Origin of the sequence: Ensifer adhaerens, assembly GCF_013283195.1 — a bacterium.
In the GTDB taxonomy this organism is placed as follows: domain Bacteria; phylum Pseudomonadota; class Alphaproteobacteria; order Rhizobiales; family Rhizobiaceae; genus Ensifer; species Ensifer adhaerens_G.
Genome location: NZ_JABEKT010000001.1, coordinates 1,574,458 through 1,599,332, shown reverse-complemented (window position 1 = coordinate 1,599,332; position 24,875 = coordinate 1,574,458). Strand labels below are relative to the sequence as shown.

At 59.4% G+C, this 24,875-nt stretch carries 25 protein-coding genes and 1 tRNA gene; 11 read left to right on the top strand and 15 right to left on the bottom strand.

Features of this window, described 5'->3' with window-relative positions:
• Nucleotides 1-12: 12 nt before the first annotated feature.
• The 5 genes from mbhE to LPJGGPFB_RS07500 are packed head-to-tail and all read right to left on the bottom strand — an operon-like array spanning nt 13 to nt 2,079.
• Complete coding sequence (mbhE, locus tag LPJGGPFB_RS07520; RefSeq protein ID WP_173419415.1) at nt 13-711, bottom strand: hydrogen gas-evolving membrane-bound hydrogenase subunit E; 699 nt, start codon at nt 709-711, stop codon at nt 13-15.
• The gene (gene mnhG / locus LPJGGPFB_RS07515) at nt 708-1,052 is read right to left on the bottom strand and encodes a monovalent cation/H(+) antiporter subunit G (protein WP_173419414.1); all 345 of its coding nucleotides are present in this window, start codon (nt 1,050-1,052) and stop codon (nt 708-710) included. The genes mbhE and mnhG overlap by 4 nt, the downstream gene beginning before the upstream one ends.
• Complete coding sequence (locus LPJGGPFB_RS07510; protein ID WP_173420980.1) at nt 1,045-1,293, bottom strand: hydrogenase subunit MbhD domain-containing protein; 249 nt, start codon at nt 1,291-1,293, stop codon at nt 1,045-1,047. The genes mnhG and LPJGGPFB_RS07510 overlap by 8 nt, the downstream gene beginning before the upstream one ends.
• A gap of 2 nt (nt 1,294-1,295) precedes the next feature.
• Complete coding sequence (locus tag LPJGGPFB_RS07505) at nt 1,296-1,556, bottom strand: MrpF/PhaF family protein (protein WP_077503993.1); 261 nt, start codon at nt 1,554-1,556, stop codon at nt 1,296-1,298.
• A complete protein-coding gene (locus LPJGGPFB_RS07500; RefSeq protein WP_173419413.1) occupies nt 1,549-2,079 on the bottom strand; it encodes a Na+/H+ antiporter subunit E in 531 nt (176 codons plus the stop codon). Before LPJGGPFB_RS07500 ends, LPJGGPFB_RS07505 begins: the two co-directional genes overlap by 8 nt.
• Nucleotides 2,080-2,687: 608 nt before the next feature.
• Here LPJGGPFB_RS07500 and LPJGGPFB_RS07495 point away from each other — a divergent pair.
• Nucleotides 2,688-4,412 carry a hypothetical protein gene (locus tag LPJGGPFB_RS07495; RefSeq protein WP_173419412.1) on the top strand — a complete coding sequence of 575 codons (1,725 nt, stop codon included), beginning with the start codon at nt 2,688-2,690 and terminating at the stop codon, nt 4,410-4,412.
• A gap of 230 nt (nt 4,413-4,642) precedes the next feature.
• Here LPJGGPFB_RS07495 and LPJGGPFB_RS07490 read toward each other — a convergent pair whose 3' ends face one another.
• The 7 genes from LPJGGPFB_RS07490 to LPJGGPFB_RS07460 all read right to left on the bottom strand — a co-directional run bounded on the left by LPJGGPFB_RS07490 (nt 4,643) and on the right by LPJGGPFB_RS07460 (nt 13,060).
• Nucleotides 4,643-6,478 (bottom strand): SLC13 family permease, encoded by a 1,836-nt coding sequence (locus LPJGGPFB_RS07490; RefSeq protein ID WP_173419411.1) that lies wholly within the window; start codon nt 6,476-6,478, stop codon nt 4,643-4,645.
• Between the two features lie 204 nt (nt 6,479-6,682).
• Nucleotides 6,683-7,885 (bottom strand): M20/M25/M40 family metallo-hydrolase, encoded by a 1,203-nt coding sequence (locus tag LPJGGPFB_RS07485; RefSeq protein ID WP_427857708.1) that lies wholly within the window; start codon nt 7,883-7,885, stop codon nt 6,683-6,685.
• A gap of 53 nt (nt 7,886-7,938) precedes the next feature.
• Nucleotides 7,939-9,486, bottom strand: coding sequence for an AbgT family transporter (locus tag LPJGGPFB_RS07480; protein WP_173419409.1), 1,548 nt, complete (start codon nt 9,484-9,486; stop codon nt 7,939-7,941).
• Nucleotides 9,487-9,799: 313 nt separating this feature from the next.
• Nucleotides 9,800-10,060 (bottom strand): YMGG-like glycine zipper-containing protein, encoded by a 261-nt coding sequence (locus LPJGGPFB_RS07475; protein WP_173419408.1) that lies wholly within the window; start codon nt 10,058-10,060, stop codon nt 9,800-9,802.
• Between the two features lie 673 nt (nt 10,061-10,733).
• Nucleotides 10,734-10,823: transfer RNA gene (locus tag LPJGGPFB_RS07470), tRNA-Ser, on the bottom strand.
• An 831-nt stretch (nt 10,824-11,654) separates the two neighbouring features.
• Nucleotides 11,655-12,101 carry a DUF1515 family protein gene (locus tag LPJGGPFB_RS07465; RefSeq protein WP_173419407.1) on the bottom strand — a complete coding sequence of 149 codons (447 nt, stop codon included), beginning with the start codon at nt 12,099-12,101 and terminating at the stop codon, nt 11,655-11,657.
• A 590-nt stretch (nt 12,102-12,691) separates the two neighbouring features.
• Entirely contained in the window at nt 12,692-13,060 is a 369-nt protein-coding gene (locus LPJGGPFB_RS07460) for a lysozyme (protein WP_173419406.1), read from the bottom strand.
• Nucleotides 13,061-13,437: 377 nt separating this feature from the next.
• Between LPJGGPFB_RS07460 and LPJGGPFB_RS07455 the strand changes: the two genes are divergently transcribed.
• Both LPJGGPFB_RS07455 and LPJGGPFB_RS07450 read left to right on the top strand, forming a co-directional pair.
• On the top strand, nt 13,438-14,394 hold the full coding sequence (locus tag LPJGGPFB_RS07455) for an FkbM family methyltransferase (RefSeq protein WP_173419405.1): 957 nt from the start codon (nt 13,438-13,440) through the stop codon (nt 14,392-14,394).
• A gap of 24 nt (nt 14,395-14,418) precedes the next feature.
• Nucleotides 14,419-15,441, top strand: a complete 1,023-nt coding sequence (locus tag LPJGGPFB_RS07450) for an FkbM family methyltransferase (protein WP_173419404.1) — start codon at nt 14,419-14,421, stop codon at nt 15,439-15,441.
• 92 nt (nt 15,442-15,533) lie between these two features.
• On the opposite strand, the gene LPJGGPFB_RS07445 is transcribed toward LPJGGPFB_RS07450, so the two are convergent.
• Together LPJGGPFB_RS07445 and LPJGGPFB_RS07440 are read right to left on the bottom strand one after the other, a co-directional pair.
• On the bottom strand, nt 15,534-15,893 hold the full coding sequence (locus LPJGGPFB_RS07445; RefSeq protein WP_173419403.1) for a hypothetical protein: 360 nt from the start codon (nt 15,891-15,893) through the stop codon (nt 15,534-15,536).
• A gap of 104 nt (nt 15,894-15,997) precedes the next feature.
• The gene (locus tag LPJGGPFB_RS07440; protein WP_173419402.1) at nt 15,998-18,217 is read right to left on the bottom strand and encodes a caspase family protein; all 2,220 of its coding nucleotides are present in this window, start codon (nt 18,215-18,217) and stop codon (nt 15,998-16,000) included.
• Nucleotides 18,218-18,468: 251 nt separating this feature from the next.
• Between LPJGGPFB_RS07440 and LPJGGPFB_RS07435 the strand changes: the two genes are divergently transcribed.
• The 3 genes from LPJGGPFB_RS07435 (at nt 18,469) to LPJGGPFB_RS07425 (ending at nt 20,828) form a co-directional block, all read left to right on the top strand.
• On the top strand, nt 18,469-18,891 hold the full coding sequence (locus LPJGGPFB_RS07435; RefSeq protein WP_345791035.1) for a hypothetical protein: 423 nt from the start codon (nt 18,469-18,471) through the stop codon (nt 18,889-18,891).
• 201 nt (nt 18,892-19,092) lie between these two features.
• Nucleotides 19,093-19,467: a PilZ domain-containing protein gene (locus tag LPJGGPFB_RS07430; RefSeq protein WP_173419401.1), complete on the top strand. Its 375-nt coding sequence runs from the start codon at nt 19,093-19,095 to the stop codon at nt 19,465-19,467.
• A gap of 236 nt (nt 19,468-19,703) precedes the next feature.
• Nucleotides 19,704-20,828, top strand: coding sequence for a pyridoxal phosphate-dependent aminotransferase (locus tag LPJGGPFB_RS07425; RefSeq protein WP_173419400.1), 1,125 nt, complete (start codon nt 19,704-19,706; stop codon nt 20,826-20,828).
• Between the two features lie 66 nt (nt 20,829-20,894).
• Here LPJGGPFB_RS07425 and LPJGGPFB_RS07420 read toward each other — a convergent pair whose 3' ends face one another.
• Nucleotides 20,895-21,161 carry a sel1 repeat family protein gene (locus LPJGGPFB_RS07420; protein WP_173419399.1) on the bottom strand — a complete coding sequence of 89 codons (267 nt, stop codon included), beginning with the start codon at nt 21,159-21,161 and terminating at the stop codon, nt 20,895-20,897.
• A gap of 594 nt (nt 21,162-21,755) precedes the next feature.
• Here LPJGGPFB_RS07420 and LPJGGPFB_RS07415 point away from each other — a divergent pair.
• The 5 genes from LPJGGPFB_RS07415 (at nt 21,756) to LPJGGPFB_RS07395 (ending at nt 24,844) form a co-directional block, all read left to right on the top strand.
• Nucleotides 21,756-22,097 (top strand): DUF2147 domain-containing protein, encoded by a 342-nt coding sequence (locus tag LPJGGPFB_RS07415; RefSeq protein WP_173419398.1) that lies wholly within the window; start codon nt 21,756-21,758, stop codon nt 22,095-22,097.
• 390 nt (nt 22,098-22,487) lie between these two features.
• The gene (locus LPJGGPFB_RS07410) at nt 22,488-22,661 is read left to right on the top strand and encodes a hypothetical protein (RefSeq protein WP_115420674.1); all 174 of its coding nucleotides are present in this window, start codon (nt 22,488-22,490) and stop codon (nt 22,659-22,661) included.
• Between the two features lie 13 nt (nt 22,662-22,674).
• The gene (locus LPJGGPFB_RS07405; RefSeq protein WP_162174731.1) at nt 22,675-22,851 is read left to right on the top strand and encodes a hypothetical protein; all 177 of its coding nucleotides are present in this window, start codon (nt 22,675-22,677) and stop codon (nt 22,849-22,851) included.
• A gap of 93 nt (nt 22,852-22,944) precedes the next feature.
• Nucleotides 22,945-23,265 carry a YnfA family protein gene (locus LPJGGPFB_RS07400; protein WP_173419397.1) on the top strand — a complete coding sequence of 107 codons (321 nt, stop codon included), beginning with the start codon at nt 22,945-22,947 and terminating at the stop codon, nt 23,263-23,265.
• A gap of 76 nt (nt 23,266-23,341) precedes the next feature.
• The gene (locus tag LPJGGPFB_RS07395; protein WP_173419396.1) at nt 23,342-24,844 is read left to right on the top strand and encodes an AMP nucleosidase; all 1,503 of its coding nucleotides are present in this window, start codon (nt 23,342-23,344) and stop codon (nt 24,842-24,844) included.
• The last annotated feature ends 31 nt before the right edge of the window (nt 24,845-24,875 follow it).

The window sequence follows — 24,875 nt, the reverse complement described above, 5'->3', positions numbered from 1 at the left end:
GTCGCCCACGGCTCAGTTGCGGAACCGGTCGATGATGACGCTCAATTCCGCGCCGACCTTGATACCGAGAAGCATCGATATCAGCGGGATGGCCCCGGCACTGAACAGTGTCCCGAACTCGCCGCGCGGCAGAATGTGGCTGTCGAGAAAGCCACCGGCCAAGACCATGCCCAGGATGCCGATGGAGACATAGAAAACGCCGGCAAGCGTTTCCGTGATGGTGAGAAAACCATGGTGGAGCGGTCCAGTGGGATAGGCGAGCATCATGAGCATCACGCCGGAGGCAACGACCGCCCCCCCCTGGAAGCCGCCGCCGGCCGAAAGGTGACCGTTCATGATCACGTAGGTACCGAAAAGGAAGATGAGCGGAAGCACCACCTCGGCACCGTTGCGCACCAGTTCGCTCGGCCCCTGCCCTTTGCCGCCGATGGCGGGCAGCAAGAGCGGCTTGTCACCCGGTTCGCTTGCCAGGATGACGCCGACGCTCGCAGCCACCATGAAAAGCACCGCGACCTCACCCAGTGTATCGAAACCCCGAAACGAGATCAGAATGCCGGTCACGACATTGGCGGCACCGAGATCAACCGGAACCTCCGTCAGGTAAAACGTCGCCAGAGCCGACAACGCCTGGCGCTCGCTATAGCCGGTGACCAGCCCGGCAAAGATGACGCCAAACCCCGCGACGACGAGCAGGATGAACACGCGTCTCATGAGGAACCCTTTGCCGCGGAGGCGTCATTCTCGTCCCGCAGGGCGTCAACGACTGTTGTGCGAGCCATCGGGGTGCGGATCGAATGGGCGGCGCGTGACAGCGCATGCGACGACAACGGATTGGTCATCAGAACGAAGTACGCGATGATCAGCAGCTTCAGAGACCATCCGGGGTGGTAGATGCCGAGACCGGCAAGAACCAGGATGTTGCCCAGGGTCGATGCCTTGGTTCCCGCCTGGATGCGCGTGAAGACATCGGGCATGCGCAACAGGCCGACACCGGCGGAAAACAGGAAGAATGCGCCGACAAGGATCACGATACTGCCGATCAGTTCACTCATCCGTCACGTCCCCGCCGGTTTTGCGGATCGCGTAGAGGAAAATCAAGGTCGCAAGGCCCGAACCGATTGCAGCCTCGGCCATGGCGACATCGGGCGCGGCAAGAAGAACGTAGGAGGCGGCAGCAAACAGGCTTGCGAGCCCGGCGCTGACCATCGCAGCCATGAGGTTGTTGAGCATGACCGCAAGAACGCCGCTCACCAGAATGCTGCCACAGACCAAAAGGATCAGCATTTCGAGCATGATCAAGGCCCCTTTTCCAGATAGCGAGCAATAGCGAGGACCGCGAGAAAGCTCAGCAACCCATAGACAAGGGCGACATCGATGTAGACGAAGCGCCCCGAAATATGGGCATAGAGCGCAATCAGCGAGATCGTCACCACCGACAGCATATCGATGGCAACGACCCGGTCGATCGTGGTGCGCCCGACAACCAGCCGTACGACGCCAAAGACGATGCTGAAGAAAATCAGAACGACGGCGATCTGCAGGATGATCTCAGCCAAAAACCGCTCCCAGGTGCTTCTCGAAGGGTCCGATGATCATTCGGGTCGCCTCATCCGGGTCGGTGGTTTTCACGTCAAGCCAGTGAATGAACAGCGCATCGCCCTGCAGATTCATGACAAGCGAGCCGGGCGTCAGCGCGATCGAATTGGCCAAAGCCAGGCGGCCTATCGGCGACCTGAGCGGCATCTTGACCTTGACGATGCCGGGGCGAATATCAATTCGCGGCGCGTAAACGTAGCGCAACATCTCGATGTTGGCTTTGACCAACTCGACGAAGAAAACACCAGTGTACGCGAGAAAATGGAAGACCTTGCGCGGCGTCAGCCCAAGCCTCCAGACATCGCCGCGGCGCACGAATATCGCGGCCAAGGCCAGTGATGCCAGCGCGCCGATTACGACGATCGGCGGCTCCACCGAGGAATTGATCACCAGCCAGACAACGAACAGAAAGCCCCAGAGAACGATCAGGCTCTCCGGAAATCCCACTAGGCGTCGCTGCGTTGTTTCGTGGTCTTGTTGCATCGCGCAGGCTTTCGGCAGGTGATGAAGGATTGGTAGCGCGCACTCAAGGCAGGCAACTCAACTCACACTCCCCCACCGGCTGGCCTCAATCCGAATGCCGTGCATAAGCCGGTCCGGATGGGCATTGATGCATGATTTCGATAGCTTAGCATCGCCTGGGTCGAACTGTGATCGGCACTGAATCCAGAAACTTTGCTTCTGGTCCGATACGCCGCCGCATCGTTGCGCTTTTCGACACCCAAGGTCACCTGCGGCAGCCAACACCTCTTGACCCGCCTTTAAAACGGGGAAATCAATCACTCACAATACCAGCAGCGAACCGGCAACGCGCCGCGCGATCAAATGGTTCGGTCGTCGAAACCCGCTGCGTCGGAGGGCATGTTCGGGACAATCGCGGTTCGCATCGCTGGTATGGATGCGGTCTGCGTTACGGCAAAACCGCGCCTGGGATCCGATAAGGATAGGGGCAAGCGTCATGGCGGAGGAAACGATCGCATGAACAGACGCGTCATGACTGCCTGCCGGCCGCAGCGAATGCCACAGGCGGGCTCGTGGCGACCGACGGAGCGGCAAGCCTCCATAGGTTGCGCAACACGGATGCCAGGCTCATGAACGAGAAAGCCCCGGAGAATGGATCTAACGTTGCCGTCGCCCCGACCGCTTCCAGTTTCCATCCACTTAGCGCCGCCGAAGCCAAGGTCGTTGCCCACCTACAGCTCGGCGACTTCGACAGGCTGGGCGACGGCTTGCGGCCGGAGCGGGAAGACCCCGAGCGGATCGTGCGCGCGGATCTTCTGCGCCTGCTCATTCTTGGCAAGGACGGCCTGCGTTTGCACGAGAAGGGGCTGCGGCTGAGCGGAGCCTGGATCACCGGCATTCTCGACCTCGAGGGATGCCGAATACCCCGCGATATCGGTCTTAAGGATTGCCACTTCGAAGCATCCCCGGTGCTGCGCTCCGCCATCATCGACAACCTGTTCCTGGATGGCTCGGCCCTGCCCGGATTGCAGGCCGAACGGCTCGAAGCACGCGGCTGCGTCTCCCTGCGCAGCGCGACGATAACCGGTGAAATCCGGATCCCGGGCGCACGCCTCGGCGGCAACATCGAGGCGGACGGCGCGTCGATTTCTGCATCTTCCGGAATCGCGCTCGACGCTGGTGGCCTGGAAACCCGAGGCGGCATTCTCCTGCGCGGCGCGAATGTGCGTGGCGGGATCAACCTTTCGGCGGCTCGCCTCGACGGCGACGTCAACGCAATGGGGGCTCGAATCGAGCGCCCCGGCGAAATTGCCTTGAACGGCGATGCAATCGTGGCAGGGGGCGATCTTGCCTTGCGGGGCGCGACCATCATCGGCGAAGTTCGCGTGCTGGGCGCCCGCTTCGGTGGAGACGTCGATTGCACTTCGACGTCGCTCTCCCAGCCCGGCGGCTATGCACTGAGCCTCAACCGCACCACGATCGCTGGCGCGTTCTTCCTGCGGCAGAACGCGTCTGTTGCCGGTACGCTCGACTTGACGGCCACGACGATGGGAGCGATCGACGACGAACAGGCAAGCTGGCCACAGCGCGGCGATCTGTTGCTCAACCGTTGCCAATACGGCGCCTTCATCGGCGGCCCTGTCGATGCGGCAAGTCGGCTCGACTGGCTGTCACGGCAAACCCCGGAACGATGGAAGGCGGATTTCTGGCCGCAGCCTTACGAGCAGCTTTCGATGGTGCTGCGAGAGATGGGCCACGACGAGGAAGCCCGCGCCGTTCTGATCACCAAGGAACGCCTGCAACGCCGCGCGCGCCGGGCACGCACCCGGAATCCAGTGCTGCGCGCCATGCTGGCCACCATAGACGCCATACTGGCGGGAACGCTCAGCTATGGGCGCCAGCCGCTGCTGGCGTTGGTTTGGCTTACGCTTTTCTGGGCGATAGGCGCAGGCGTGTTTGCTTTCGCCTACCAGAATGGCGCGATGAAACCGAACAGTCCAGTTATCCTGCGATCGCTTGAATGGACCTTGTGCGATATCGAGCGGAGCGAAAGCCGCTATATGCCGTCAAGTGCACAAGTCCTGGCCGGACGTGCCGACGCCGGAGAGAACCAACTCTCCTGTTTTCGCAATCAGCCGGAAGCTGCCAGCTACCCGGAATTCAATTCGATCATGTATTCGCTGGATGTTCTCCTGCCGGTGCTGTCGATCGGACAAAAGGAGTTCTGGCGAGCGAACTCGTTGAAGCCGACAGGCACATTCACCTTGAGATACTACTTTTTCCAGTCGGTCATAGGCTGGGCCTTGAGCCTTCTAGCCGTGGCCGGTTTCTCAGGGCTGGTCAAATCGAAATAGGCTGATCGCGAGCAAGCGGATCGATGCAGCCCGCTTCAGGCCGACGCCGCTCGCCGATATCCAGCCGAAGAATACGAGCGGCGAACACCCCCCCCTGGGGCTGCAGCAACGCGCGCCTTTCAGGATGCGCAAAGGTCGCGGCAGCGCTTTGAATTGCGGCATGTTTTGTCCCGGAAACAGCTACGGCAACTCAAACGGGCTGCAGCGAGCGAGCGGCGCGCCCCCGAAGATCAGAAGCGCCAGATCAACGGTACGATGAACACGGAGACGACGAAAAACCAGATCAGCAGAGGCAATCCAAGCTTCCAATAATCGGTGAAGGCATAACCACCCGGCCCCATCACCATCAGGTTGGTCGGCGTTGCAATGGGAGTGAGAAACGCCCCGGCCGCCGCCACAGCGGTGCTCATAAGCACCGGACGCGGGGAAATACCCATGGCCGTCGCTGCCGCCACGCCGATCGGAATAACGATCAGTGCGGTTGCTGTGTTGCTGATCAGTTGTCCCATGATCGCCGTCAGGACGAACAAACCGGCGAGCAGTGCGATCGGGCCGGCATCCCCAACGAGGTTGACCAAATGCTCTGCCATCAGTTTTGCCGCGCCTGTTTGCACCATGGCAGTGGACAGCGGCATCATCGCACCCACGAGGATCACAGTCGTCCAGCCGACAGCGCGATAGGATTGCTCGACGCTCATGATCCCCGACAAGATGATCGCACCGGCAGCGAGCAGGCCGGCCACTGCGGGCGGCACAAGGCCCGTGGCGAGAAGCAGAACCATGGCGAACAGGATGATGACCGCCTGGCGCGCGCCCGGTCCCATCGGAACAGCTTGACGGCGGACGAGCTCCGGCGAATTGACCACCAGCACGTCCGGATCATCCAGGTGAACGTCAAGCGCCTTCCAGGTTCCCTGCAGAAGCATCGTGTCACCGGCCTGCAGCACGATACCACCCGCATCCCTGGTTGCGCTTCCGGCTGCGATTTGCGCCCCGGCGCGCTGCACCGCCAGAACGATCAAGTCGCCGCTGTCGGTAACCATGCCCGGAAAGACGGTTTCGCCAATGAGCCCGGAGCGTGGCGGGATGACGACTTCAGCTAGGCCTGAACTGCGATTGAAAAGCGTTTCCTCGCCTTGCCCCCCCGCCTTCTCGTCACGAAAGGCGAGATGCATCTCGGCGGCGAATACGGCGGCGCTTTCAGCCTCGCCGCGCACAAGCAGATGATCCCCCTCGGCCAGCTGCTGCCGCCTGATAGGACCGGCCGTTTCACCCTCCTGAATGGCAACGAGCTGCAGCCCTGGATAGGCAGAAAGATCAACTGCGGACGATGATGCACCCACGAAGGGCGAGCTTGCGCGCACACGCATCTGATAGATTCCACTCGCCAGGCCATATTGCTCGACGAGCGTCTTTGCATGCTGACTGAAGTCGGCAGGCATGGTGGCACCGTTGCGCTCGGGCAGAAGCTGCTTCCCGAACAGCACGATAATCGCCATCGTCCCGGCCAGAAGCGGAACACCCACAAGGGCGAACTCGAAGAAGCTGAAACCACGCCCCTCCGCATCGATGGCTGCTTCCGACACCAGCACGTTTACCGGCGTTCCCGTCAGCGCGAGCATGGAGCCGGCGTGCGCCGCAAAGACGAGCGGCATGAGCAGCTGCGAGGAATTCCGCCGAAGGCGGACAGCGATGACGACCACCACAGGCAGAAGCGCCGCAACGGCACCGTTGACGCTGATAAGCGCGGTGAGAAGCGAGACGAGCACCATGGTCAGGAGCAGGAGGCGCGTGCGGCTTTCTTCGCCCGCGCCGCGGATCAGCAGTTGCCCGGCCCAGGCCGTCACACCGGTGACCTCGAGTCCCGAGCTGACGACGAAGAGCGATGCGATAAAGATGACGGCCGGATCACCAAATCCGCCAAGCGCCTGACCAAGTGTGAGAACACCGGTCGCCCACAGCGCCAATGCGGTCAGCATCGCCACGAACACAACCGGCAGCTTGTTCCAGACGAACAGAACGACGGCAACGGCGATGATGGTGGCGGTGTATGCTATCGGGCTCAATCGCTCCGCTCCTCATTTGGCCCCTTCGGGCCGTCCAAACCACACAGCCGCGCTGTCCACGCAACGTCGACATACACACTACGTCCGGTGAGTTCGCCTCGAGCAGTCAACGGCCTCCGGACCTGACGTGGCCTTGATGACTGTCAGGTCAGGGATCGACCGCAGAGGCGCCCTCTTCCACCGGCGAACAGCCCAGCGAAACCGCTAGTCATCCAAGGTCGCCATAAGGATGCCCAGGCGGCAGCCTTTCTCGTACTCCTTGAGATTGACGTACTCCTTGATGGTATGAATCTCGGCCTGGCCGGCACCGATGGTGATGGTCGGCACGCCGTGCTTGTCGAGCCAATTGGCGTCCAGGCCGCCATTGGAAAAGACGTAAACCGGCTCGATGCCGAGGATCCCTAGCGCCTTGGTCGCGCGCTTGACGATCGGCGTGTCCTTGCCCAGTTCGAATGGCGGATAAGACGGCTTGTGGCTGAATTTCACCTCGGCCGTATCGCCCTTGTCGTCCGTCACCTCGCTCTGCGCCTTCGAGAAGGCTTCCTTGTAGCCGTTGGCGATTTTCGTCGCGAATGCGGCTTCGGGGCTGCGCGCCTCACCCTTGAGGAAAGCGTAATCGGTTACGACGTTGGTGGCGTCGCCGGCAGGCTTGTCGTTCTTGCCGCCGAAGATGCCGATATTGCTCGTGCCTCGGCCGTCCGGCTTGACCACCTTGCCGAACCAACCGCTGCGCTTCGCCTCGGCGAGCGCCATTGCTCCGACCAGCGTCGCCGAGATACCCTTCTCCGGCGCAACGCCCGCATGCGACGCCCTGCCCGTGATCTCGACTTCCCAATTCTCCTGCCCGACCGCACCTACGATCAGATCCGAAGCCGATTGGCCATCGACGTTGATGCACATGACCGCGCCATTGAGGTCAGCGGGGTTGAGTTCCCTTGCACCATGGAGCCCGCTCTCTTCACGCACGGTGAACAACAGGGTGATCGGTGGATGCGGCAGCTTGTGCTTGATCAATGTCTCCGCAACAACCACAAGAAGGGCAACGCCGGTGCGGGCATCGCCGCCGAGCGCGGTGGTCCCGTCAGACACAATGCGATCACCCTCGCGCCTTGGCTTAGCGCCGGCACAAAGCGGTACCGTGTCGAGATGCGTGGAAAAGAGCAGCCGTGGTCCGGGCCGCGTTCCCGGAATATCCACGATCAGATTGCCCGTTTCGGTCGGCAACGGAATGCGCTTGTTGACGTCATCGAAGCGAATGGCTGAGTCCGGCACCCCGATTTTCTTCAGGGCGTCACACACAGCCAGACCGATGTTCTTTTCCTGTCCGGTAACGCCCTCTACCGAGAGGAATCGCATCAGATGTTCTTCCGCTGCGGCGACGTCGAGAGGAATTGAGATGTTGCTCATGATATCCATCCGATTGTTTGCATGGTGTTTCGATCAGAGTTGCCAATGGACCCTCACAGGCCCCACGGCAGGCCAAGTGCCTTCCAGACCGCAAAGAGGCCCGTCCAAAGCACGAACATCAGCACGACATAGGGGAGCATCATCGAGACGATTGTGCCCACGCCGGCAGACTTGTCATACTTCTGGGCGAAACCGACAACGAGCGCGAAATAGGCGTTGAGCGGGGTGATGGCGTTCATCGGAGAATCGCCGACACGATAGGCCGCCAGAACCGCTTCCGGCTCTACGCCGAGCTTCATCAACAGCGGCACAAAGACAGGCGCGAAGATTGCCCATTTTGCAATCGCCCCTGTCAGCAGCAGGTCGATGATCGCGACGACGACGATGAAGCCGATCAGGAGCGGCAGCGGCCCGATATTGGCAGCCTGCAGGGCACCCGATAGGCTCAAGGCCATGACCGTGCCAATGTTGGTATAGGTGAAATAGGCAACGAACTGGCTGAGAACGAAGAACAAGAAGATCGTTCCGCCCATGTTCTTGATCGACTTCTCGATCGCCGCAATCACCTCCGCCAAGGTTCGCATCGTTCCGGCACCGATGCCGTAAGTCCATCCCGTCACCAGAAAGATCAGCATGATCAGGGCAATCAGGCCGTTCATGAACGGTGAATTGCCAATGAGCTCGCCGGTGGTGGGATTGCGCAGCGGCGCGCCGCTTGGGATGGTCAGAAGGAGGAACACCGCAAGGAGGGCGATGAGCCCGTAAAGAGCAAAGCGCAGACCGCGTGATTCCTGCTCGGAGAGGGTCGCTCCCTGATTCTGAACACCGCCTTCGGCGGCCTCAGGATTATACTCTCCCAGCCGCGGTGCGATGATGCGATCGGTAATGAAAGCGATCACGACCGTCAGGAACACCACCGAGGCGATTGAGAACCAAAGATTGGATGCCAGGCCGATCGACCGGTTGGGATCGACAAGATGCGCCGCATCGTTGGTGAATTCGACGAGGACGGCATCGAGAGGCTTGATCAGCATGTTGACCGTGAAGGCACCGGCCACGGCTGCGAAGCCGAGCGCGAGGCCCGCAAGCGGATGTCGTCCGACAGCGAGATAGGCAACACCGGCAAGCGGGATCAGCACCAGATAACCAGCGTCAGCCGCGATGCTTGCCAGGATGCCGACGAAGGCCAGAATATAGGTCAGCGCCCAGCGCGGTGAGACAATGACGAGCTTGCGGATCAGCGCGGTGACCAGACCGGATTCCTCGGCGACGCCCGCGCCGATCATGGCAGCAATCATCAGCCCCACGGCGGTGAAGCTCATGAAGTTGGGAATGAGCGACGAGTAGAGAAAGCGGATGCCCTCCACATTCAGCAAGCTGCGGATTGCCGTCGATGCCTGTTCGATCTCGTGCGTATCCGGGTTGATGCGCTCGTAGGTGACCGCCGCTCCAAAAGCGCCGAGCACAGCCGAAAGGACGATGACAATGCCGATGAGAATGAGGAAGATGACCACAGGGTGGGGAACCATGTTGCCCACCTTCTCGACAGCGTCGAGAAATCTCTGCATCGTGGTCTTGGATGCGGCATTGGCAGTGGCCATATCGTGCCTCCGTTGAGCCAAAGGGCGCGTCCCGGGAGGACGCTGGAATCTCGCATTTCGGGTCGCGTGCTTTCTTGGCGGTGGTTGGACACCGGCTTGGCATGCACCCCAGGCCGCCGGCCTGATGTCTTATCCGGAAAGCCCGGCTAGGCTCCCCGGCCTGAAGGCCAACATTCCGCACCAATCACTTTTCAGGGAAGCCGACCACAGGAGCCGCGCAGGAAGAATCCGCGTCACAGAACCGGTTTGAACGATCCTCGAAGTATACTCCGCAGCCGCGGAGCACGATTGATCGTCATCGCGACACGCCGGTTCAACGTGGGCAGGGCGCAACATATACACGGCCGGTATTACGATCCTGGAACCGGCATTGGCCCGGCTGGCCAGCCACATTTCCGATGATCGCCCCTGACACGCCGCCGATCGCAGCGCCAACGGCCGCACCACGGACGTCGTTTCTCACAGCGCCACCAACGACTGCACCGGTTGCTGCGCCGATGCCGGCACCCTGTTGAGTCGATGAACAGCCAGCAAGCGCCAAACCTGCCAAAATGCACAGCAGCAACTTCTTCATCACACTCCCCTATGTAACGCCTACAAATCTGAAGGTCGCGGCAGAAGCCATACACGCCATCACTAAAGCATTATGTCGCTCAACATCGCCTGTGATCGGCATAGAATCCCAAAACTACGCTCTAAGTTCAAATCTCTTGGCAGAACCACAGAGCTAACGGACTGCAGATACTGAAGGAATTAGCGCGTAATACCAAACCTCATTGATATTGGCTGACGGGATACCCAAAAGCCGACGAGTCTCGATCGAGGGTGCAGACAGGAGGTTTGCGATGGGTTCAGCGGTTTCGTTCCGGGCGGACTTTGAAGGGGAGAGGCTGCGCCTTTCGGCCCGACAGACAACGGATGCGAGCCAAGCTCGTCGGCTCATGGCGCTTGCCTCGATCCATGACGGCGGCGGGCGCTCAGATGCCGCCCGATTGGGCAGTGTGATCCTGCAGATCGTGCGTGACTGGGGGGCGCTTCAATGCACGCGATCTCGACGGGCTGCCCCGGAAGGGCGGACATCTGGCCGACAGCCTTTATCGTCTTCTCGAATCCTAGCCGAATGTGTCCCAAGACATGTCTGGGTTACTCGACTGAGTCACAGCAACAACAGACCCCTTCATTAGGGACTGCTTCAAATCTTTGAAAAATCGGATGCAATTGGGATCGCCTGTGGCCCAAAAAAATAATGGCGGAGAAGAAGGGATTCGAACCCTCGATACCCTTCCGGGTATACTCCCTTAGCAGGGGAGCGCCTTCGACCACTCGGCCACCTCTCCGTTGAGGTCTCACTATGGCGATGGGCCTTTGATTGCAAGGCTTTTTTGCGCGAAATCGACAAACAGCAGATTTTTCAACAACAGCGACGTACCTTGAACAGATGGGAACGCAAATAGGTTTTACAGCCCGTTCCGCAAAAAACTGCAAACTAAGGGGGGACCGGGCGAAAGTTTACGGTGCACTCAACCATTGCACGCCACTGCCTAGACTGGGGGGGCATTTAAGGCAGATGGGAAACTGGAACTTCGGCCAGCGGGAGCGCACATATGAGCACGATTGACCATGTCCTAGAATGCAGGAGCCAGGGCATCGAGAAACGCCGATGACGACCGAGGCGCTCAAAGACTGGATCGATGAAGAGAAGAGATTCTGGGCGACAACGGCGTACTAGATACCTACGTAGTCATGAGCAACACGAATCTCGGCAATCCGCGGAGTTGTCAAAACTACCGATCGACCTTGGCAGATGTGCGGAGAAAGTTTGAGAACAAGGACCTATCGGCTTTCAGAGATTTCCTCAGCAAGGCCAACCGGTCACAGAAAGCATCGACCTCTTCAAGCGTTGATCGACCGTTCAATCTGGCGTGCTTCGGTATCTGCGCCTGGCTTTCAATCTCACCCAGAGAAAGAACCAGGATGTCGTTCGTTCCAGGATAACAATTGCTTGGAACGAGTGAGGCCAAGCCGTCGCGCGCAGCGCGATGCATCGGGACACCGGGAGCGCGGTAGATCTTCGCTTCGGCGACGCCACCGAAATTAAAGATTGTGTGACTGTCTCCATGGACCAACTGCGCGAAAATGTACCCGCTGTAGTCCAAACACCCGTCGAACTAATTTTTAGCGCGAAGTAGCTCTCGCAACAACCCAATACTTAAATTCTCACAACCTAAGAGTTGTACCAATTCAAACCTGCCGCCGATGGCAAGCACAATTCCGCGTATCTCCTCGCCGAAGCTGACGCCGAGCGCCATTCCCACAATGCCAGTGACACCGAGTGCGCCGATACCCATCGGCTTCCACCGCTTCACGCCGTCGGTAACCGGCTTCATTTCGGCAACATCTGCCACGATCGTGGCGGTTGATGTCTCTAGATGAACGACGCGACCGATAAGCTCATCCATACGTCGACGCGGTGCCGCTCGACTTTCCGCCGCTTTGTCCTCCGCTCGGTCAGCGCGCTCCTGTATCCGGCGCATCGTGTCGCGCAGTGTACGCATCTCCGCCGCGAGTTCGCCAAGCTGGTAGCGCACCGCCGCATCTACATTCGCTGGTGCCATCTAGCGCCCTTCCCATGCCTCACGCATTTCGAACTCGCCCAGACGCCGCCGGCGCAGAGGCCGACAACTGTCCGGTCTATCTTTCGTTGAACGGCCGGCGGCAGTTACCCGCGCCAAAGTCCCGCAGACCGTTAGGGCAACCGTCATACTCAGGGAGAGAAACGCCCGTGGAATGTGCCGCCGTATTGTTCTGCCTTTCGAATGCATTGGTGACCGAGCGGACGCCGTCCTCGCGAATGGCGAAGACGAGCCAAAGGACACCGGCGAGCCCCGGCCCGCCTGCAATGATTTTCGGCCAGGCGACCATGCTGGATCGAGCCGACCGCGGATGAAGAAGGAAGCGCCGATCGCAAAGGCAACGACGAGCACCGCCGGCAACGCCCACTGCAGCGGACCATTGCCGGTGAAGGCGAATGCGATCGTCTAGAGGATGCCTGCCGCCCAACCGACGTTTCCTTCGTCACGACTTCCGGTGCCTTCGGCCCGGTCGGCTGTGTGTTGGTGGAGACGAATTCGTCTTTGGCCCAAAGCCCCACTTAGGCCGATCAGCGGTTGACGAGGCTCGTCACCCGCTTACCGCCAACATTAACCTATTTCATCAGTTCGGCCGGCACGGCGTTATAGTCGCCCCTGTTCAGCTTCTTCAGCAGCGTCGATTTGCCGAGCCTGCCGGTGTTGAAATCGAAGGAAACGAGAACTGCGAACTGGTCGTCGGTCGGCGGCACTTTGACCATGCTTGAGAATCGCGCCTCAAACGTTGCGAGATCGGCGCTCAGGATCTCTTCCGAGTGCGCTTCGGTGATGATCAAACTCGGCCCCACCAGCGGAGCCCCTGCCGCGCTGGTGGGGCTGTATCCGACGCTCCAGAGGCCAGCAACGTTCCGATAAGCCTTCGTCTTATGGCCGTCCCACTGTTTGACAAGCGCAAGGACTGCCACGTTGATGCACCGGTTGTTCATACAGAACTTCCTCTTTGTTAAGCGGCTAATGCACCTCGTCAGTTGTGGCAGAGGTCACGGGGACTGCGGGTGGTGGTGACTCACGCCGCTTTAAGACGGGCTCTATTGATGGGAATAATCCGATAATTGGCTAGTGGCTTCGGGGCGGTCGTGCTAAGCACCCTGGATTTTTTTGAACGACGACTGGAGTGCTCGACTGATGAACGCCGAAGAGTAACGCGTTCGCCGTATCCGGACCGTACATTCCACTGCCGGCAGGGAAATACACCGCGCAGTTCAAGATTCTGAGTTTTGGAATTTCGCCGATCGCCGCAGGGCACGTCGACGTCTGTTGTGACGTTGGGCAAACTATAGTCGCCCGGAAGGAGTTTTCTCCGTTGGGCCTTAAGGCGAAATCCCACATTGTCGAACTCGATTTTGAAGTCACCGACCATGGAGAATATGAGTTTCGATTCGCGAACTACGGCCGGACAGAAATTAGGATGCTGGACCGCCGTCTAAAGGCCCACAAAGACTATCTTGGAGTTGCTGGATCACCCGACACACAACTGGTCTTTGATGAATTTTTCCTGACCGCATCCAGTCGATTTCACCATATGGTCAAATACGGTGCGCTAGTTTCGAACATCGGCGATACCCTTGTCCTGACAATGAACGGCGTCAACATGCACCTCCAGAACATGGAAGATTTCCAGATTGTTGACGAAGTCCACGTTCTCAATACATACGACTTCAGAACGCCGGAACGCTGTTGCGTGATTGACATAGGCATGAACGTAGGGTTTTCCACCCTGTACTTTGCCGACCGAGATAAAGTCGAGCAGGTCCATTCGTTCGAACCATTTGAGGCGCCTTTTAACCGCGCTCAGGAAAACATCTCCCTCAATCCCGCTCTGGCTGACAAGATTCACACGTATAACTTCGGTCTGTCCGGCGCGACGGAAACTAAGACCGTGGCCTATAATGAAAACACCACAATCGGTACCTCCATTCATGGTAACGGTGGTGAGAACTTGACCACTATTTCCGTCAGGAGAGCTTCGGACGTACTGGGTGGGATCATCAAAATAGCTAAGGCGAACGGGCAGGCCATTGTCATCAAAATGGACTGCGAAGGCTCGGAGTTCGAGATATTCGACGATCTTGCGGCCAGCGGCCTTTTGTCCGATGTGCACATCTTCATGATCGAGTGGCACAAATGGTGGTCGGCAGAAAAGACTGACGAAACCCTGATCAAGCATCTGCAGGATTACGGTTTCGCGGTCTTCAACATGACCCAACGACACGACCCCTTTGCTGGCATGATTTACGCATCGAAAACACCCGCTGTTTAAAAGAGTTAACTGGGGAGACGAGAAATGACCCTTGCCGAGTCATACATTAGCGAACAAGACGCAGCCGGCCGCCGCGTTATGGAGGCGATCATTCGAGCCTCGTATCGAGGCATACTAGGCCGAGAGCCAGAAAAATCCGTTCAGAGCTTCTTCATCGAACCATACTTCGTCAGCGACCTCGAGGCTGCCTTTGCCGAACGCATCAAGGGCTTTGTCGAGAGCATCGAGTTTCAAGAAATCATGCGCGCTCGCATGGGAGAGAATCCGGCTGATTACCCGCCCAACTCTTGGGTTCGCGCGAAAGTCGACGGCCTGCTACTTCACGTCGATGTCGGCGATCGCGGCGTGTCGCGCAACTGTGTGTTCGGTGGGTACGAGCCGGTGGAAACCGCATTCGTTGATCGCAGCGTCAAGCCGGGAATGACCTTCGTAGACATTGGAGCAAACATTGGTTGGTTCTCCACTCGCGCCGCCCGCCTAGTTGGTACTGAGGGCAAGGTAATATCCTTTGAACCGCGCGAGCAGACGTACAAAGCTCTTTGTCGCTCAATGCACGACAACGGGTTTGACGCCTATTTTGAATCGTACAACGCAGCACTCGGTTCCGAACCCGGTGAGATGATGATCGGATGGAGCCACAACTCTGACAACCCAGGCGGAACGTGGACACTCCCCGAAGGCTGGCTGCAGGAGCAATTCCGCAACGCTGGTGCTGAACTGCAACCGACGCCAGTTCTCACGCTCGATGACGTCATCCGCGACCGAAAAGTTGACTTCATCAAGATTGACATCGAGGGCGCCGAACCACTCGCCTTTGACGGCGCATCGAACGTTTTAAGAAGTTCTCGCCCACTGATTATGAGCGAACTCAACCCCCGTGCCCTGCAAGCTGTTTCCAACCGGACGCCCAAGGGTTTTGTCGACTACATGAAGGATCATGGCTATCGTTGTGAGCACCTGACCCTCGAAGGCATTGGGGCGCCCTATGATGGCGAAGAGCTCCCCAACAATTACGAGATGATAAACGTGGTCTTCACCCCGAACTAAACGGTGCGGACCATTAGAGCCGAGCCGTTCCGGTACTACCCACCAACCGGAACGGCGGCCGACGCTGCTGCCGCATCGTTGGCCGCGTCGGACTACTTCGAAAGGGATACTCGGTCTGGCTCCCCGTCAACTCCAAGCCAAGTTTGAGTAGAGCCGGTGGCGCCGTTCGCAATAGCGCCATTAGGAGTACGAATAACAATGAACTTGAAATTATCGGCAGCGCCGGTGTTGATGTAGAGCCCGCGAACGGGAGTTGCCCCATTTTCGCCCTGGTATCCGGCACGACCGCCGATGGTTTTCCAGCGGGTGGACGCACCCAGCAACCGGATCTCGCCCATGCTCGACAAGCTGCCTGAGGCGACATCGACACAGTTCCCATCAAAATCCGCGCCGATTAGTTCGATATCGCGGCACGTTTGATCCCACACGATCCCGGCAAAGGCGTTGTTCACAAAATGCCGGCGGATACGGATCGCTCTCGCGTTGCCTGCGATGCCTCCCCTGCTCGGACAATGCCAGTGGCGCCCTGATCAAGAGCTTGCCGCCGGGGATCAATTCATGACTTCCGGGAAAGCCTGTCGATCGCATCGAGCGTCGCCGCTCCAAAGTCCCCATCGACGGGACCGCTGTAAAGGCCGCGGTCTTTCAACAGCGCCTGCATTTCCTTGCGGAAGGCAGGCGTGAAATTGCTCGGCTGGGACTTCAATTCCTGAAGCTTGGCTGGGTCACCACCCTCGACGCTGGCTGCCGCCCAGCGCACAGCCTCCCTCGCATCCGCCTTGGTGCCGAGCCCATAGTCATAAAGACGGCTCAGATTTCCCATCGCGTAGGCACTGCCGGCATTCGCTGCCATTTCGTACCATATGCGCGCCTGAGCATAGTCCTGGGCGACGCCGGTGCCGACATCGTAGAACCAGCCAAGCAACGCCATCGAATAGGAGTCACCGACATTGGCCGCTTTTTCATACCAGGTCTTGGCTTCCACATAGTCCTGCTCGGTGCCAAGCCCGTTCTGATAGGCCCAACCGAGTGACGACATCGCGTTGACGTCGCCGCCTTCGGCTGCCTTCTTGTACCAGGCGAGCGATTGCGCCAGATCCTTCGACAGGCCAAGCCCCTCTCTATAGAACCACGCGACGGTCGCCATGGCATTGGCGTAGCCCTGGTCGGCGGCCAGTTGATACCACCTCGCCGCTTCCTCGTAGTCCCGGGCAATGCCGCCATAACCCTCGCGATAGAGCCAGCCGAGCGATGCCTGGCCATAGGCATTGCCGGCCTTTGCCGCCTGCTCGAACATTCGCTTGCCCTGATCGACATCGACGGCCCCGTCGGTGCCGTAGACGGAGAACCAGGCCAGGTTGGTCAACGCATACATATTTCCGCCGTCGGCGGCCTTTTGGTAATTGCGGCGCGCCTCAATGTAATCGCGTCCGGCGTCCTGCGCTCGTCCCAGCATATTGACGAGCATCATGTCGTCGGGGTTCTCGTTGACCGCCTGGGCACAGGCGGTCAGTGCGCGCGCCGAATCAAGCTTCAGGAAATTCACACCGACGAAACCGGGCATGGACTGCGGTTCGCCTGCCAGCAGATAGCAGTCGCGCGAGGCCTGCGTGTCCTTGCCGGTCTGCGAGATGTTGAGGCCCTTTTGCGGCTCGAGGGCCGCGATCTGCTGCTCCGCCTCCGCCTTATGCTTGCTGTCGGGATAACGCTCGAGGAACCGCGTGAGGGCTGCGGCATCGGTCGATTGCTTCAGGGCGTCCCAGGCGATTTCGTCAGGTGTCACGCTCGATGTCTGCTCGGCCTCGCTCAAAAGCTTCAGCTTCTTCTCCGCCAGCATCTTGTAGACCGGATCGGTTCCATGCTTGGCGAGGAAGGCGGCAATCAGGTCCTTGTCGGCGAGATCGCGGATATTCTGCCAGTCGGCGGCAGCGGCCGACTGGCTGTTCGGCGAGAGCTGCTCGCCGTTGTTGGTGATGCTGATGTTGACTTCCTTTATGTTCAGGAAGATTTGCGCGCCACCGAGCGATCCATAGACAAAGGGCTCCTGGCCGCGGTTGGTGACAGAAACCACCTCGTCGCGCACCTTGCCCAAGGCGATCCGCACATCGACGCCCGGCTCCGTGAGATACTTGGCAAGCGCCGTGGCAAAGGGGCTGTTCTTCCCCTCGCCGTCAAGGGCCACTGTGCCGGCCTTGGAGGCAAAGGCGACCAAGAGGTCGGCCGATTCCGGTTCAACCCGCGCGAGACCTCGCGAAACTGCCCGCGTCGAGATCGAGCGCGTCATGCTCTGCTCGAACGGATTGTTGCGACAGGCGTCAAGAATCACCAGCTTGAGCTTGGTCGCGCCCTCAAGCGAACGCTGAACCCGATCGAGCCCGACCGCCTCGTCCTCGATATCCTTGTCCGTCTGCAATTTTACGTCGGTCGGTAGAAGAAAATTCTGGCCGTTCATTTCCATGCCGTGGCCGGAATAGTAGACAATCGCCACATCGGCGCCCGTTGCCAGGTCTTCGAAATCCCGCAGCGCCTTGACCATAGCCTGGCGCCCGACATCGTGAACCGTGGTGACGGAATCGAAACCGGCCTCCTCGAAGGAGGCCTTCATCAGCTCGACGTCATTGGCGGGGTTGTTGAGTTGCGAGGTCGCCTCATACTTCTCGTTGCCAATCAACAGGGCGACGCGTTTTGCGGCCAGGACATCCGTCGGCGCAAAGGCCAGCACGGCCACGAAAAGAATGACGAATGAACGCCACCGCGGGAGTTGCCCCGTAATCATGCTCTTCCCTCCGGCGCTCCCTCACATCCTGGCTCTTCGGGAGCAGGAGACAGGAGGCGCACAACCCCATTGCCGGCATTTCGGAACGATGCCACCGCCCCACAGTCATGCCCTGATGAAACTATTACGTATGAGCCAGAGGCTTTCAATGTCCCCGTTCGCCATATTTTTTGAGCCTCGTCCTCCGGCCTGCGCCGCAAGGTCGAAGCAAGTCGGCAACCTTAACTCAGACGCCGCATCTCTTGCGCCGGGTGATTCCGGGCGGGCGCGATGCATCTCCTGCGCCAAGGAAAGGCTATGCGTTATCGGAGCTTGCCATGTCGATGAAAATGCATGTCGCGGAAGCGAAGCCAGGGCAGCTGGCAACCACGTATCAACATTACTTCATTGAGCGTCCCTGCCGAATCCTGATCATCGGCCAGCACCTCAAGGCAAAGACCAAATATCAATGCCTGCTGCGTCACATTTCGATCGCCGGCGCCATGCTCGACTTCAATGCCGCGCTGATGGTGCCGAAACACTTCTTCCTCCAGATCGACGGGTTCAAGGAAGAGATCGGCTGCTCTCAGGTCCATCGTAGCGGTGCTGAGCTTGGCGTGCGCTTCAACATGCTGCTCGCCCCGGACTTCGTCAGCCGGCTGATCCGCATGCAATTTTCAAGCGGTGGTTTTTGAGCCCCGCCGGCTTCGCCTCAAGGAAAACGACCGACGTTACATTTTTATCGATCTCCTTCAGGGGATTGCAAACTTCTGCACCGAAACTGCACTCGACTTACCTCGGCATTCACGCGAGGATTAAGCGTGGACAAATGAATTGCCCACGATCGAAGGCCGAATGATCGCATTTCGCGATCCGGCGCAGGCGGAGAATGACAGATGCAGCAGACGATGTATTCCTGCGTGCCCTCGCCGTTCTACGAGCGTCGATACGAACGCTTTTCCATCGGCCATGCCGCCACCCTGACGACGGTACAGCCGGGGCTTGGCAGCGTGTCGGTCCGCACCTGTCGGATGATCGACATCTCGCGTGGCGGCGCGAGCTTTGCCGTGCAGACCACGATCGGCCTACCACAGCATTATTATCTCCACATCATCGGCACGTCGCTTCGCATCGGCTGCGCCGAGGTCTATCGCAACGGCGAGCGCATCGGCGTGCAATTCATCAAGCCGATCGAACAGACCCTGCTGCGCGAGATCATCCGGCAGGAATTCTTTACCGGCCAGAACGCCAATGCACCCAAGCGCCGCTAGGTCTTGCCCTGCTGGCTCTCGCCCGTCGAAGCGCTACAATCCGCGTCGCTATTTTCTCATCAAGGCTGTTCCGCATCACCAAAGCATGCGTTGCAGGGCTGCGTGTCCGCTTAGGCGGGCAAACGTTGCTGCAACACTTTGAATCGCGGCATCGTTTTGCCCTCAAATCGATTCCGATTTAGGGAATTATGCAGTAAGTTCCGCGAACTTTGTTCGAACGGGGCCCTATATCCAGCATGTCCGCCTTTACTCGTTTCACGCCACTCATCCAATCCCTGCCCTCCACCATTCCGTTTGTCGGACCCGAGGCCATCGAGCGCCAGCGCGGACGCGCCATCGCGGCCCGCATCGGTGCAAACGAAAGCGGCTTCGGGCCTGCCGAAAGCGTCGTGCAGGCGATGCGGGAGGCGGCGACCGGAACGTGGAAATATGCGGACCCGGAAAACCATGATCTGAAGCAGGCGCTGGCCACTCGACTTGGTGTCTCGGCCGCCAACATTGCGATCGGCGAAGGCATCGACGGCTTGCTAGGCCAGATCGTGCGGCTTGTGATCGAACCCGGCATGCCGGTCGTCACCTCGTTCGGCGCCTATCCGACGTTCAACTACCACGTCGTCGGGCATGGTGGACGGCTGGTGACGGTGCCCTATGTCGGCGATCGCGAGGATCTAGACGGCTTGCTTGCTGCGGTCAAAAAGGAGAACGCCCCGCTCGTCTACTTCGCCAACCCTGATAACCCGATGGGAAGCTGGTGGGGGGCCGAGCGTATCGTCGAATTCGCCAAGGCGTTGCCGGAAACCACGCTGTTCATTCTGGATGAGGCCTATTGCGAGACGGCGCCGGCGGAAGCCCTGCCGGCGACCGACGCGTTCATCGACATGCCCAATGTCGTGAGAACCCGGACTTTCTCGAAAGCCTATGGGCTTGCGGGCTCGCGGGTCGGTTACGTCATCACCACGCCCGGGACCGCCCAGGCGTTCGACAAGATCCGCAATCATTTCGGGATGAACAGGATCGGCGTCGCAGCAGCAGTCGCGGCACTCGCGGATCAGGATTATCTGGCAACGGTCACGGCGCGGATTGCGGGTTCGCGCGAACGCATCGCTGAGATCGCTGGACACAACGGCTTGTCGCCGCTCGTGTCGGCCACCAATTTCGTTGCGATCGATTGTGGGCGCGACGCGGTCTATGCGCGCGCGATCGTCGATACGCTGATGAGCGACCACGGCATCTTCATCCGCATGCCCGGCGTCGCTCCGCTCAACCGCTGCATTCGCGTCAGCACCGGCCCGCAAGCGGAGATGGTTTTGCTGGAAGCAGCCTTGCCCAACGTTATGGCGAAACTGGCTGGCGGCCAGTAGGTCATATATCCGGCGCCTGCCCGCTCGCGGGCGCCGCTGGACGGGAGCGCGGGCCCCGCCTGTTTCTCAGTGAACCGTCATCCATTCGCGGGCAGCGCGAAGAGCGGCGGCCAGATCGGCCTTGCTCATGGTCATCGAAAGGTCAGCGCGCAGTTCGACGGCGCGGTCGCAGCCCTTGATCGCGGCGATATTCAGCCATTTGTGGGCGGCCACCAGATCGACCGGACGACCGCGACCGGTGGCATAGGCCAGCCCCATCTCGCAGAAGACGTCCGCCTGGTTTTCACCACCCATCGCGGTATTCGAAGCAACCTGCATATCAAAGCGTGCCATTGTCTTGTCCCTGTATTGCCTGGTTGGTTTTCCGAAGCGGCCCGCCCTTTAGAGGCGGACCATGCTCCAGATCAGCATTTGTTTTTGGTCCCTGTTCGACCGTGCCTCTTTGCGGGCCTTTCCGAACCGCGCCGTCTTTTGCAGCGTCATCTTCGGTCATTCGGCGGAGTGAATTTCTCCGCTCGTCTTATGGGTCTTACTATGCGGCACGGCCTTCAATACGCGCTTAAAATGCATGATTAATTTGAGACAAACAAAGTTCAAACGCTTGGTAAACTTGAGTTTTTGTTAAACATCGAAAGGCCGGAAATTCAGTGCATTCGCATAAAAATTTACGAAATATTCAACCGCCGATTTCAACCAAATGGTAACCACGAAAAAAGGACCCAACCCGCAGATGCTGTGTTTCCTCGATTTTTCTCCGCCGGAAACCGGCAAAGAAAAAGCATAAACGGGTGCGTACAAGCCAGTTTACCTTTACGTACGCGTAAGCTATCTTGCCCGCGGCGGTGAGGAGACTGCCTTTCAAACGAGGATATCTGCAGAGATGCCGGCGAAGCGGACCGCGCCGGCGACTTCTATCTGGAGGAATGAATGATACGTACCTTGATCATGACAGCGGCTCTCGCTGTCGGCGTTGCCGGAACGGCTGCTGCCGCCGAACCGATCGTCGGCAACTGGAAGACCGCAACCGGCGCGACGGCCGAAATCGCCCCTTGCGGCGGCGCCTACTGCGTCACGTTGAAGACCGGCAAATTCATCGGCAAGCGGATCGGCAACCTGACCGGCACGGGCGGCAACTATTCCGGGGAAATCACCGATCCGGAAACCGACAAGACCTATAGCGGCTCCGGTGCGGTCGACGGCAACTCGCTAAAGATGAAGGGATGCGTGCTCAAGGTTCTCTGCAAAACGCAGACCTGGTCGCGCCTCTAGACCGCCGGGCCTTCAGAAGGGCGCACAAAGCACGCTCCGGTACTTGAATTCCAAAGTACCCGATCGGCCTTCGGTGAATCTATTGAAGAGCGGGATTCTCCAGGAACGATCCTTCTAAAATGGGTGCCCCTCAGATGCCCTCCGATCATCGACAAGCCCGCCGAGATTTTCGGCGGGTTTTGTTTTTGCAAGGACGGGCCCATCGAGCCGTCAACCCAACACCACCCACTGCCTGATTACCGCGTTTGCCGCGCCCTACCCGCGAGAATGACGGCGACATCAATCGCAAGATGAACGCCAGATGAACGGCGATATCAGCAAGAGTTCAGTTTGGTTGTGCGAAAACCCACTCAATCGATTTGAACCGCCTCCAGACCAACGGACAGAACCATGGACATTCTTGCTCGGCGCCTCACTATTATCAGCCTTCTGATGGTTGTTTTCGCGATGACCCTTGCAGCCGCAGTCAGTGCAGACACCGAACGTCGCCGCACCAACACCTATCTCGGCTCGCTGACCGATTGCACCGCGCATACGGCGCAATACTGCCAAGCCAAGCTCTAACGGAGAGACCGACATGCTGGCCGCCCTTTCCACCTCCGCCTTTCTCTCGCTGCGTGTTCTTGCACTTGCCAGCCTGCTGATGGCGCCGGTTGGGGCGCTCGCCTATAGCAAGGCCAACGGCCTCGGCATCGGCAAGCAGGGCGCCGGCCTCGTTCTCTTCGTGACGCTGCAGCGCCAATCCATGAGCTGACCGAAGGCGCCACCAGCGCCTTTTATTTTGCCTTCCTCTCTTGCATCGCCAAACGCCTTCCTGTCCTTTCACGCGTGAAAGGATCCGCCATCTATGCCAGCCTATGCCGTCTATTCGCTTGCTGCCCTTGCCGAGATTGCCGGATGCTTCGCCTTTTGGGCCTGGCTGAAACTCGACAGGCCGATCTGGTGGCTGATCCCGGGCGTGGCGTCGCTGGCGCTGTTTGCCTGGCTGCTGACCTTGATCGACAGCGAGGCGGCCGGCCGCGCCTATGCCGCCTATGGCGGGGTCTATATCGCCGCGTCGCTTCTATGGCTGTGGCTCGCCGAAGGCATCAAGCCCGATCGCTGGGATCTGACCGGAATGGCCGTCGCCCTCGTCGGCAGCACCATCATTCTCGCCGGACCGCGCTAAAGTTGTTCTGATCGGTGCGGTTGTGCATGCCGCATCTTGTCGTTTGCTTGTCAGAAGCCGCAGCCTATAATGCGACATGAACAAGCGAATCTCTTCACACTCCGTCCTTTCCGTGTCCACACCCGACCCGTTCGAGCCGCAGTTCTTCGAAGATCCGGCGGCCGCGGTTGATTGCCTGGAGGCACTTTACGATCGCAATACCCGGTTCCTCACAGAGGCTTTCGAGGGGCTGGGCAAGAACGGCGTTCCGATGACGCGCTATCGCGCCTGCTACCCACAGGTCAGCATCGAAACCAGCAGCTTCGGCCATGTCGATTCCCGCCTGTCATACGGATATGTCAGCGCACCGGGCGTTTACACCACGACGATCACGCGACCGAAACTGTTCCGGCACTATCTGAAGGAACAGTTGGGGCACCTGATGCGCAATCACGGCCTCGGCGTCACCGTGTCGGAATCCTCGACCCCGATCCCGCTGCATTTTGCGTTTGGGGAAGGCGCGCACGTCGAAGCATCGGCCGGCGATTCCATCGATATTCCGTTGCGCGACCTGTTCGACGCGCCGGACCTGACGACGACTGACGACGAGATCGCCAACGGCTCCTATGAACCGGGCCCGGGCGAACCCTCGCCGCTGGCACCGTTTACAGCCCAGCGCATCGACTATTCTCTGGCCCGCCTCAGCCACTATACGGCCACGAGCGCGACGCACTTCCAGAACTTCGTGCTGTTCACCAACTACCAGTTCTATATCGACGAGTTCTGCGCCTGGGCACGCCAGCAGATGGCGGAAGGCGGCAATGGCTACACGGCCTTCGTCGAACCCGGCAACATCATAACGCCCGCCGGCGCCGACAAGCCCGAAACGGATTATACGCTCGCCCGCCTGCCGCAGATGCCCGCCTACCATCTGAAGAAGAAGGGCCATGGCGGCATCACAATGGTCAATATCGGCGTCGGCCCGTCCAACGCCAAGACGATCACGGACCATATCGCCGTGCTGCGCCCGCACGTCTGGCTGATGCTCGGGCATTGCGCCGGTCTCAGGAACAGCCAGCGCCTCGGCGATTATGTGCTTGCCCATGCCTACATGCGCGAAGACCATGTGCTGGACGACGACCTGCCGGTCTGGATCCCACTGCCGGCACTTGCCGAGGTTCAGGTGGCGCTGCAGGACGCCGTCGCCGAAGTCACCGGCTACCGCGACTATGATCTCAAGCAGATCATGCGCACCGGCACCGTCGCCACCATCGACAATCGCAACTGGGAACTGCGCGACCAGCGCGGACCGGTCAAGCGCCTGTCTCAGGCGCGCGCCATCGCGCTCGACATGGAATCGGCGACGATCGCTGCCAACGGCTTCCGCTTCCGGGTACCCTACGGCACCCTGCTTTGCGTTTCCGACAAACCGCTGCACGGCGAGCTCAAGCTTCCGGGAATGGCCACGACCTTCTATCGGACGCAGGTCAGCCAACATCTGAAGATCGGCATTCTGGCTCTGCAGAAGCTGGCTTCGATGCCGCCCGAAAAGCTGCATTCCCGCAAGCTCAGAAGCTTTTACGAGACGTCGTTCCAGTAGACGGCAACGACCCTTCCGGCTTTCTTCAGAG

Excerpts from the sequence above, each read along its gene's own strand:
- mbhE (WP_173419415.1), bottom strand. The coding sequence starts at position 711 with ATGAGACGCGTGTTCATCCTGCTCGTCGTCGCGGGGTTTGGCGTCATC.
- mnhG (WP_173419414.1), bottom strand. The coding sequence starts at position 1,052 with ATGAGTGAACTGATCGGCAGTATCGTGATCCTTGTCGGCGCATTCTTC.
- LPJGGPFB_RS07510 (WP_173420980.1), bottom strand. The coding sequence starts at position 1,293 with ATGCTCGAAATGCTGATCCTTTTGGTCTGTGGCAGCATTCTGGTGAGC.
- LPJGGPFB_RS07500 (WP_173419413.1), bottom strand. The coding sequence starts at position 2,079 with ATGCAACAAGACCACGAAACAACGCAGCGACGCCTAGTGGGATTTCCG.
- LPJGGPFB_RS07495 (WP_173419412.1), top strand. The coding sequence starts at position 2,688 with ATGAACGAGAAAGCCCCGGAGAATGGATCTAACGTTGCCGTCGCCCCG.
- LPJGGPFB_RS07485 (WP_427857708.1), bottom strand. The coding sequence starts at position 7,885 with ATGAGCAACATCTCAATTCCTCTCGACGTCGCCGCAGCGGAAGAACAT.
- LPJGGPFB_RS07480 (WP_173419409.1), bottom strand. The coding sequence starts at position 9,486 with ATGGCCACTGCCAATGCCGCATCCAAGACCACGATGCAGAGATTTCTC.
- LPJGGPFB_RS07475 (WP_173419408.1), bottom strand. The coding sequence starts at position 10,060 with ATGAAGAAGTTGCTGCTGTGCATTTTGGCAGGTTTGGCGCTTGCTGGC.
- LPJGGPFB_RS07465 (WP_173419407.1), bottom strand. The coding sequence starts at position 12,101 with ATGGCACCAGCGAATGTAGATGCGGCGGTGCGCTACCAGCTTGGCGAA.
- LPJGGPFB_RS07460 (WP_173419406.1), bottom strand. The coding sequence starts at position 13,060 with ATGAACAACCGGTGCATCAACGTGGCAGTCCTTGCGCTTGTCAAACAG.
- LPJGGPFB_RS07450 (WP_173419404.1), top strand. The coding sequence starts at position 14,419 with ATGACCCTTGCCGAGTCATACATTAGCGAACAAGACGCAGCCGGCCGC.
- LPJGGPFB_RS07440 (WP_173419402.1), bottom strand. The coding sequence starts at position 18,217 with ATGATTACGGGGCAACTCCCGCGGTGGCGTTCATTCGTCATTCTTTTC.
- LPJGGPFB_RS07430 (WP_173419401.1), top strand. The coding sequence starts at position 19,093 with ATGCAGCAGACGATGTATTCCTGCGTGCCCTCGCCGTTCTACGAGCGT.
- LPJGGPFB_RS07425 (WP_173419400.1), top strand. The coding sequence starts at position 19,704 with ATGTCCGCCTTTACTCGTTTCACGCCACTCATCCAATCCCTGCCCTCC.
- LPJGGPFB_RS07420 (WP_173419399.1), bottom strand. The coding sequence starts at position 21,161 with ATGGCACGCTTTGATATGCAGGTTGCTTCGAATACCGCGATGGGTGGT.
- LPJGGPFB_RS07415 (WP_173419398.1), top strand. The coding sequence starts at position 21,756 with ATGATACGTACCTTGATCATGACAGCGGCTCTCGCTGTCGGCGTTGCC.
- LPJGGPFB_RS07410 (WP_115420674.1), top strand. The coding sequence starts at position 22,488 with ATGGACATTCTTGCTCGGCGCCTCACTATTATCAGCCTTCTGATGGTT.
- LPJGGPFB_RS07405 (WP_162174731.1), top strand. The coding sequence starts at position 22,675 with ATGCTGGCCGCCCTTTCCACCTCCGCCTTTCTCTCGCTGCGTGTTCTT.
- LPJGGPFB_RS07400 (WP_173419397.1), top strand. The coding sequence starts at position 22,945 with ATGCCAGCCTATGCCGTCTATTCGCTTGCTGCCCTTGCCGAGATTGCC.
- LPJGGPFB_RS07395 (WP_173419396.1), top strand. The coding sequence starts at position 23,342 with ATGAACAAGCGAATCTCTTCACACTCCGTCCTTTCCGTGTCCACACCC.